We start from the raw sequence: 9,965 nt of genomic DNA, 5'->3' as shown, positions 1-9,965 counted from the left end.
CAAAGGCGACCCGAAAAAAGAACTAGAGCAATTTATCAACTTAGGCGTTGATGCCTTCTTCACCGATTTCCCTGGGACGGGTGACTTGGTACGCGACAAATTTGTTGGCACACCCGCTGTAGCCAATCTGGACGGTTCGCGCGGATTTGAAGGCATGGCAATTAGTCCTGACAAAAGCACCTTGTATCCCTTGTTAGAGGGGACGGTATTTGGCGACCCCGCTGGTTCGCTGCGGATTTATGAATTTGATGTTGCCAGCCAGAAATATAAAGGTCAACTTGGGTTCTACAAAATGGAAGCGGTCGGTAATGCGATCGGTGACATGACCGTCATTAATAATAACGAATATCTGGTCATCGAACGCGACGGCGGACAAGGCGATTTGGCTAAATTCAAGAAGGTCTACAAAGTAGATTTATCGAAGAAAGATGCTAACGGCAATGTTGCCAAGGAAGAAGTCGCCGACTTGTTGAATATTCCCGATCCACAGGATTTGAATAAAGACGGTAGCACTACCTACCGGATGCCATTTGTAACGATCGAGAATCTTCTACTCATCGATGCCAATACCATCTTAGTCGCCAACGACAACAACTATCCCTTCTCGATCGGTCGTCCACCGGGCATCGACAACACCGAAATCGTCCAGATTACCCTCAACAAACCCTTGAACATCGACCCCCGCGTCGGTTTGAGTGCCGCCCCAGTTCCCGCACCAACCTTGGTTTCGGGCACATCAGGTAACGACACCCTCCTCGCAGGTGTAACCCCAGGATTTAGCGGTTTCAATACCAGCGTCTTTGCGGGTTCCGGTAACGATACTGTAGACGTACCCATCGGCGGTGTCAATACTGGTTTCAACCGAATCGATGCAGGTAGCGGTGCCGATACCATTTATGTCGGCAATAACGATCGCGTGTTTGGCAGTGCTGGCGACGATATTTTCGAGGCGAACGATGCCAAAGATTACCGAATTTCTGGCGGTGATGGTAACGATACCCTCTTCCTAGGCACCAACGGTCGCGCTTTAGGTGGCAATGGTACCGACAAATTTTTTGTCGGTGCTGGCGGCGGTAATGTCCTCTCTGGCGGTGCTAGTGCCGACCAATTCTGGATTTATAACGGCGAAGCTCCAGCAAGTGCGAATACAATTGTTGATTACCAAATCGGCACCGATGTATTGGGGATTACTGGCGGAGTTAAATTTACCGACTTGATTCGGACTGGTAATAATATCGCCATCGGCGGTAACACGATCGCAACCCTAACGGGAGTTGAGACTAATACTCTCACCGCCGCTAACTTTGCGTTTATTTAATTTGACTCGAATCGCAAATTGAAAAATCGGCATAACTCACTTAGAAATTGATGAGTTATGCCGATTTTTTAGATAGCTATCGATCGCGAGATTCGGTTAAATTAGTATTAGAGCTATTAATCAGTAACACTTGAATAAATCCCTATGACTGCCATCACGATTGACACAACTGGACGCTTGGAAATCTCCCTAGAAATCCGCCAACAACTGGGAATAACAATCGCCCAATCTCTCAGCCTGGAAGTTGTTAACGGCTGTATCATCCTCCAACCGATCGGACAAGAACCCCAGATTCGTCGTCAAGGTACTGCATTAGTCGTAGAAACATCCCCACTTGGCAACCTCGATTCTTTTTATTCGTCTTAGTACAGTTATTGCCGCAAAAGTTCAGCAGCCAACATAAATCAAGCTCGATCGATACTTTGAGGTCGATCGTTTAAACACTAATTTCCTGACGTTAAATAGGAAGCAAATACCAGATGCAAGCCCTAGAAACCCAACCATTATTATTAGATGTTCGCAGCATTACTCTCCGCGTCACTCATGAAGAGTTTGAGAAACTATGCCAAGACAATCCAGAGCGATCGTTTGAATTGACAGCCAGCGGAGAACTAATCGTTATGCCCCCAGTCGGTGGAGAAAGTGGAAGCTACGAATCAGAACTAGGGATCGACTTAGGCAATTGGAATCGTCAAACCAGGCTAGGTAAGACTTTTAGCTCTTCCACCGTTTTTGTCTTACCCAATGGTGCCCAACGTTCTCCAGATGCCGCTTGGGTGGAGTTATCTCGATGGGAAGCTTTGACCCCAGAGCAGCGCAAGAAATTTCCACCCTTGGCACCAGATTTTGTCATAGAGCTGCGCTCGGCAACCGACAGACTGTCGCCATTGCGAGAAAAAATGGAAGAGTACAAAGCGAATGGAGTGCGGCTGGGCTTACTCATCGTTGGCGGAGCCTCTCTGAAAGAGAATCCTCAAAATAGACAAGTAGAAATCTATCGCCCCGGACGCGAACCAGAAAGCCTAACATCGCCAACTTCAATCGACTGTAGTGAAGTCATGCCCGATTTTATCCTCAGCCTGAGTGAAATCTGGTAATTTCACAGTTTGCATCAGCGGTTCGCTATCCACCTAGCTGCTGTAACTGTTGCATCAGCCAATTAGCGGCTGCCGTATTCGTTTCCGTCGCCAGCCGTTCTAATGTTTGCTCTACCAACTCGATTGATAATCCCGTCAACACGTTAGAAACTCGAATTGATTCGTAGGCACCCTGAGCATTCAAACCAAAAGCAAACAAGCGCATTCCTTTGACATCGACAACCCAATATTCAGCAATGCCCAAGCTCGCATAAATTTGTTTTTGCTCGTCGAGATCGATATCGAGACTAGTATCGGCAATTTCCCCTACTAAATCGGGCAATCGATGACGACTCAGATCGATGCGGCGGGATTCGCCAGTTTGCCATTTAGGAATATTCTCGCCTTTATACAGTACCAAATCCGGCGCGCTTGCCTGCTGAGTTTCGGCTCGTTCGATCGAGCAGCCACCAAAAGATTCGATCGCTGGTTCTGGGTGCAAAAATGCCCAAATAAAGAAAATGCCCGTAAACAAGTCAGCAAAGCGAGCGTGGTTGATACCTATATTGCCCATATCGATTCGCAACCATCCGTTGTTAAATGAGATTTTGTGCCACTCCAAACGATCGCTATCTCTGGCATCGAGATAGTCTTGCCAAGTAGCGTCGGCTCTTTGACTGATGGTCGCAGCTTGAGTAGATCTGTCTAGGGAGATAGTCACAATCGAATGCCTCGCGATGGTAATTCATTTATATTAGCTCGATCGCGATCGTTCGATCGGCTCCTTCGCGCATACAGTCACAGAAGTTGGTAATCTTGCCACCTTGGTTCTCATCATAAGCTGCTGAAATAGTTGCTCTAAAACCAGATTTTATAGAGCGTTCTATTAAATTTGACTCGATTAAGTTGAGTTCCCACCACGGTTCTGCATTATCAAAATATTAATGTAAGTTTAAGCTTGAATTAAAGAGTTGGACTTAGACAAGTAATTTAAACTAGACGCGATCGTTTTGGCACAGCATCCATTGACGATTAACAGTTTACTAGAGGCTTGACCGATCGATATACCAAATCTGCTTTTGTTCGAGTTCCTCATTTTGACAATAGACTATGAATACAGTTAGTGGCACGAATATTCGCTTCGCTCAGTTTAATGCTTCTTTAAATCGTAACGCTGACGGTCAACTAATTAACGATCTATCAAATCCTGCAATTTCCGATACTAGAGCGATCGGATCTGCTGACAATCCCAATCGTAATCAAGAACTCCGCATTCAACAAGCCAAAAATGCAGCGGAAATTATTCAGCGCAATAATCCCGATGTATTGCTAATTAATGAGTTTGATTTTAATACCGCCAATCCAAATAAAGCGGTCGAACTATTTATCAATAATTTTCTCAAAATCGGACAGAATGGTACTAGTCCGGTAGATTATAAATATTTTTATATCGCGCCGAGCAATACTGGGATTCCATCAGGATTAGACCTCAATAATAATGGTAGCATCGTTACTACGCTCACCGATGGGATTGGCGATAATGGCTACGGTGACGACTCATTTGGATTTGGTAACTTCCCAGGTCAATTTGGGATGGTGGTGCTGTCAAAGTACGAAATCGATACGGCAAATGTAAGGACTTTTCAGAATTTTCTCTGGAAAGATATTCCAGGTGGCTTACTCACCAACGATCCGACGATCGATAATCCCGCTACGCCAGTTAATGAAAACCTCAAGGGTTTCTACTCACCAGCAGAAATTGAAAAATTGCGGTTATCTTCTAAGAGCCATTGGGACGTACCGATTAAAGTTAATAACGAAATAGTTCATGCCCTCGTCAGCCACCCCACGCCGCCTGTTTTTGATGGCACTGAAGACCGGAATGGTAAGCGGAATGCTGATGAAATTCGCTTTTGGGCGGATTATGTTTCGCCAGGGCAAGGTGGCTATATTTACGACGATAAAGGTGGCAAAGGGGGGATTGCTGGCGGTTCGAGTTTCGTAATTATGGGCGACCAAAATGCCGATCCGCGCGATGGTGATAGCTATAACAATGCCGTCTCGCAGTTATTACGCAACCCCAATATTAATACCAATTCGATTCCGACTAGTGCGGGCGGAGTGCAACAGTCGGCACTTCAGGGGTTAATTAATAACACTCAAACTGGAAATCCGGCTTTCGATACGGCGGATTTTGCCGATAATGGTACTAATCCTGGTAACTTGCGGACGGATTATGTGCTGCCTTCAGCCGATCTGAAAATTAATAATAGTGGCGTATTTTGGCCGTTAAATACCGATCCGACGTTTGCACCCGTGGGTGTATTTAATCCGGCTTTACCTGGTGGTTTTGCGACTTCGGATCATCGGTTGGTGTTTGCTGATGTCCAAGTCGGGGTTACGCCGAGCGGTAAATCGTTGGCGAGTGCGGGTTTTGTCGGTCAAAAGATTTTACCGACTGGATTTATCCCGACAGGTGCGGCGGGGAAAATTAATGGGGTGGATGTGCCGCTGGGTGGCTTGTCGGGCGTAACTTACGATGCTGCGAAAAACCAGTATTATGCAATTTCTGACGATCGATCTTCGGATGCACGGTTCTATACTTTTACGCTCAATCCGTTTACTAGCGATGTAACTTTTACTAATGTCGTCCAACTCAAGGATGCCAGCGGTAAACCGTTCGCGCTCAATAGTCTCGACCCCGAAGGAATTGCCTTAACGTCAAATGGTACCGTCTTTATTTCCTCTGAAGGTGAAGCCAATCCCGCCGTCGGGCGCGTTTCCAATCCATTTATCAAAGAGTTTTCCCTGACTACCGGACAAGAAATTCGATCGCTAGTCGTACCGCCTAAATTCTTACCCAAAGTCACCGATACCAATGGCAATGGCATCGTCGATACTCCCGATACCCAAACCGCTGGAGTGCGAAACAATCTCGCCTTCGAGAGTCTGACAATTTCACCCGACAAAAAAACGCTCTACACCGCCACCGAAAACGCTTTATTCCAAGATGGCGATCGAACTACAGTGACGACTGGCAGCCGATCGCGGATTATTCAGTATAATCTAGTCACCGGACAACCAGAGAAGGAATATCTCTATAATACCGACGCAGTTGCTAAGGCACCAAATCCCGCCACTGGTGCTGCTGATAGTGGTTTGGTCGATTTGCTCGCGATCGACGATCGCGGCACCTTCTTGGCTCTAGAACGATCGTTTGCGGTGGGACAAGGCAACACGATTAAGGTCTATGAAGTCACGATTCAAGGAGCGACGGATATTAGTACGATCGATGCTCTCGGTACTCTGAGTGCGTCTCAGTTACAGGCGATCGCTCCCGTCCAAAAACGGTTAATCTTGGATCTAGACTCGCTGAAGCTGCCTAATAGCGACGGCAATCATCCCATGGGGACGGATAATATCGAAGGCTTGGCATTTGGGCCGAAACTAGCCGACGGTCGCCAGTCGATCGTGCTAGTCAGCGATAATAACTTCAGTGCGACCCAGTTTACCCAGATTATTACTTTGGGTGCTGACTTGGTGCCCACCGCCACGCCGACTGTCGAAACTCGTCCCGCGCTCATAGATAATAGTGCGCTACCCTTCAGTCAGCGGGCGGATGCTGATGACCCAGCGGTGTATGTCAATGCGACTGACTCAGCGAAAAGCTTGGTAGTTACGAGCGTTAAAAATGGCGGCTTGCGGGTTTACGATTTATCCGGCAATCTGATTCAGACGATTAATCCCAGCAGTCCCGACGTGCGTTACAACAATGTGGACTTGCAATATGGCTTCACATTAGGCGGACAAAAAATCGATATCGCCGTCGCTAGCGATCGTAATAACGATAAACTAGCGATCTTCAAGATAAATCCTGCTGGTACGGGTGGTAATTATCTAGAAAATATCACCGACACCAGCGCAGCGACAATCTTCCAAGCCGCGCCTTTTACCGCCCCATTCTCGGCATCGGCGACTAGTGCATATGGTTTGGCTCTCTACCGCAGTCCCATCAGCAACGATTACTACGCCTTCACCAGCCGCCGTCAAACTGGTGATGTCGCTCAACTGAAATTAGTCGATAAAGGTAACGGCAAAATCGGGTACGAACTAGTCCGTAACTTCACGGTTCCATCCCCGACAGCAGCAGCTCTTTCCCCTCAAACTGAAGGCATCGTCGCCGATCAGGAAACCGGATTATTATACATCGGTCAAGAAGATGTCGGCATCTGGAAATATAATACCGAACCCACTGGCGGTAAATTTGGCACCTTAATCGAGCAAGTCAAACCGATTGAAAAAGTCACAGCCAATGGCGGTAAAAATCTTACCCAAGATGTCGAAGGCTTGACCATTTACTATGGGAAAAATGGGACGGGTTATTTACTGGCTTCCAGTCAAGGCGATAATACTTTTGCGGCTTACACTCGCGAAGGTAATAATGATTTTATCGGACGGTTTGGCGTTGGGAGTAACGGCTCGATCGATAGCGTCCAAGAATCTGACGGTGCGGAAGTAATTAACTTACCATTGGGTGCGAATTTCCCGAATGGATTATTCATCACCCAAGATGGTAGTAACGATCCTGCTACCATTGTCGCTGGCGAGAATATCAGCTCCAACTTCAAATTCGTACCGTTTGAAAATATTGCTAATACCTTCGCCACACCGCTAAAAATCGATACCACTAGCTACAATCCGCGCAATCCCGTAGCACGGTTGGGTGCAGTCGAGTCAGCTTTCCCCAATGGTGTAGCCAGCGGCGATACCACTCAGAACTCTACAGTATTGTGGACGCGATCGAATGTTCCTGGTAAAGTCACCTTTGAATACTCTACCAAGGCTGATTTTAGTTCGATCGCAGGTACCCAAACCGCTACTGCCACCAACCCCTCCAAACCAGTCAAAGTCGATGTCACTGGCTTGAGTGCAAATACTAGCTACTTCTACCGCGTCACTGATGTCAACGGCACCAAAACCGCTGGTAAATTCAGCACGGCGGCGGCTGTCGGTCAACAGACAGGCTTGAAATTCGGCGTATCCGGCGACTGGCGCGGCGAACTCGCACCTTATCCAGCAATTAGTAATGCCGACACCGCCAACCTCAAATTCTTTGTCGAACTCGGCGATACCATTTACGGTGATGTAGCTTCTCCGGCTGTCAAAAACCCCGACAGTACCGAAAAATCTCAAGCTACTACCTTGGCAGAATACCGCGCCAAAAATGCGGAAGTTTATAGCAGTCGCTTCGGTCAAAATACTTGGGGCGACTTACGTGCATCTACTTCCATCTTAGCAACCATCGACGACCATGAAGTCACCAACGACTTCGCAGGTGGTGAGAGTTTGGCGACTGCTACTGCTGCCGAGCAAGCTTTATACGGTGCCAAGACGGGTTTAATCAACGACTCGCCCCTGTATGAAAACGGCCTCCAAGCCTTCCAAGAATTCAACCCGATTCGCGACCTCACCTACAACACCCCCGGCGATGCCCGTACCGACGGCGAACGCAAACTCTATCGTGCCAACACCTTCGGTAACGATGCCGCCACCTTCGTCCTCGATGCCCGCTCCTTCCGCGATAAAGAGCTGCCCGATGTCACCAACCTCGCCGACCAAGCCCAAGTCGGTAAATTCCTCGTCGATTCCTTCAATCCCACACGGACGATGCTGGGCAAACAACAGGTAGACGACCTCAAACGGGATCTGCTCCAATCCCAGCAAGATGGCGTGACCTGGAAATTTATTATGGTACCAGAACCGATCCAAAATATCGGCGTATTGGCAGCCGCCGATCGATTTGAAGGTTATGCTGCCGAGCGGACGGAAATCCTCAAATATGTCAACGACAACAAAATCGAGAACGTCGTCTTCGTCGCCGCCGACATCCACGGTACCTTAGTCAATAACCTGACTTACCAAAATGCCCCAGGTCAAGCCCAAATCGCCACCAGTGCCTTTGAAATCACCACGGGTTCTGTCGCGTATTCCCAGCCTTTCGGGCAGACTGTAGCGCAATTAGGCGCGGCTCTGGGCGTAATTACACCTCAGCAGCAAGCATTGTACGACTCACTCCCAACCGCAGGTAAGGACACCTTCATCAAAGGTGTCGTCGATAACGGACTGCAACCATTAGGTTACGATCCGCTCGGCTTAGACAAAAACCTGTCCCAAGCCAATGGCTTAATTAATGCCAAGCTCCTGCAAGGCGATTATGTCGCCACCCATGTCTACGGCTGGACGGAGTTTAATATCGACAAACAAACTCAAAAACTTACCGTCACCACTTACGGGGTCGATTCCTACACCCGCGCCGAACTCGAAGCCAACCCCGACGCAATTACCAGCCGTCAGCCCAAGATCGTCAGTCAATTTGAAGTCACCCCTAATAATGTCGCTCCGACTCTGGTTGCGGGTACTGCGGGAGCCGATAATCTCATTGCTGGCATCACCCCCGGATTCGACGGTTTCAACGATAACGTTTTTACGGGTTCCGGTAACGACAGCGTAGATGTCCCGATTTCTGGTGCTAATGGTGGCAACAACCGCGTCGATCTCGGTAGTGGTGCCGATACCATTTTCGTAGCTAATGGCGATCGCATTTTCGGCAGTGCTGGCGACGATATTTTCGAGGCTACCGATGCCAAAGACTATCGGATCTCCGCTGGTGCTGGTAACGATACCCTGTTCCTCGGTGCCAACGGTCGCGGTTTAGGTGGCGACGGTAACGACAAGTTTTTTGTCGGAACTGGCGGCGGTAACTTCCTCTCCGGTGGGGCTGGTGCCGACCAGTTCTGGATTTATAACGGCGAAACTCCGGCAAGTGCGAATACAATTGTCGATTATCAAATTGGCACTGATGTTCTGGGTTTTACTGGCGGTGTTAAATTTACTGACTTGACTCGGACTGGTAATAATATCGCACTCGGCGGTAACACGATCGCGACCTTAACTGGAATTGAGACGACTACTCTCACCGCAGCTAACTTTGCGTTCATCTAATTCCAATTACACAATCGGCACAACTCATCTTCTTGACGAGTTGTGCCGATTTTTTTAGAGGTTCGATCTTCAGGATCGAATCAATCACTTAGTTGCCAAACATATTTATCAGTACGATCGAGATAGCCCGCCATCGATCGAACTAGCACAAAAATACCACAAACGTCCCAAAACTCTTTATCCTAGAGGGTAGGTGAACTCCCTTTCTTCAATCGCTTATGATTCCTCTGCAACTGTCACTCAAAAACTTTCTCAGTTACAGTGAAGCCAGTTTGGACTTTACGGGGCTGCATACCGCTTGTATCTGCGGTGCCAATGGTGCGGGTAAGTCATCCCTATTAGAGGGGATTACCTGGGCGATTTGGGGGGAATGTCGGGCGGTGAGTGAGGATGATGCGATCTCTAATGGGGCGATGGATGTCCGGGTAGATTTTACGTTTGGGATGCACGGCGAAACTTGTCGGATCATTCGGACGCGTCAGCGGGATGGAAATGGGGCGTTGGAGTTTCAGATCCAGACGAGTGGGGGGCAATTTCGGACGCTGACGCAGAAGGGGATTCGTTCGACG

Annotated in this window: 6 protein-coding genes; 5 read left to right on the top strand and 1 reads right to left on the bottom strand. The window is 48.3% G+C overall.

What is annotated here, in order from left to right:
- The 3 genes from RMO35_RS07715 to RMO35_RS07705 form a co-directional block, all read left to right on the top strand.
- A partial coding sequence (locus RMO35_RS07715) for an esterase-like activity of phytase family protein (RefSeq protein WP_309739930.1) occupies positions 1-1,318 on the top strand: 1,318 nt, incomplete at its 5' end.
- A gap of 144 nt (positions 1,319-1,462) precedes the next feature.
- Positions 1,463-1,684: an AbrB/MazE/SpoVT family DNA-binding domain-containing protein gene (locus RMO35_RS07710; RefSeq protein WP_309739927.1), complete on the top strand. Its 222-nt coding sequence runs from the start codon at positions 1,463-1,465 to the stop codon at positions 1,682-1,684.
- A 113-nt stretch (positions 1,685-1,797) separates the two neighbouring features.
- On the top strand, positions 1,798-2,415 hold the full coding sequence (locus RMO35_RS07705; protein ID WP_309739924.1) for a Uma2 family endonuclease: 618 nt from the start codon (positions 1,798-1,800) through the stop codon (positions 2,413-2,415).
- 25 nt (positions 2,416-2,440) lie between these two features.
- On the opposite strand, the gene RMO35_RS07700 is transcribed toward RMO35_RS07705, so the two are convergent.
- Positions 2,441-3,115 carry a Uma2 family endonuclease gene (locus RMO35_RS07700; RefSeq protein ID WP_309739920.1) on the bottom strand — a complete coding sequence of 225 codons (675 nt, stop codon included), beginning with the start codon at positions 3,113-3,115 and terminating at the stop codon, positions 2,441-2,443.
- Positions 3,116-3,504: 389 nt separating this feature from the next.
- On the opposite strand from RMO35_RS07700, the gene RMO35_RS07695 reads away from it, so the two are divergent.
- Both RMO35_RS07695 and RMO35_RS07690 read left to right on the top strand, forming a co-directional pair.
- A complete protein-coding gene (locus tag RMO35_RS07695) occupies positions 3,505-9,396 on the top strand; it encodes a phytase (protein ID WP_309739916.1) in 5,892 nt (1,963 codons plus the stop codon).
- Positions 9,397-9,614: 218 nt separating this feature from the next.
- The coding region (locus RMO35_RS07690) for an SMC family ATPase (RefSeq protein WP_309739913.1) at positions 9,615-9,965 on the top strand (351 nt) is incomplete at its 3' end.

Source organism: Chamaesiphon sp. OTE_20_metabat_361 (assembly GCF_031364565.1).
The sequence above is the reverse complement of the archived record's forward strand: the minus strand, read 5'-3'. Positions and strand labels throughout refer to the sequence as shown.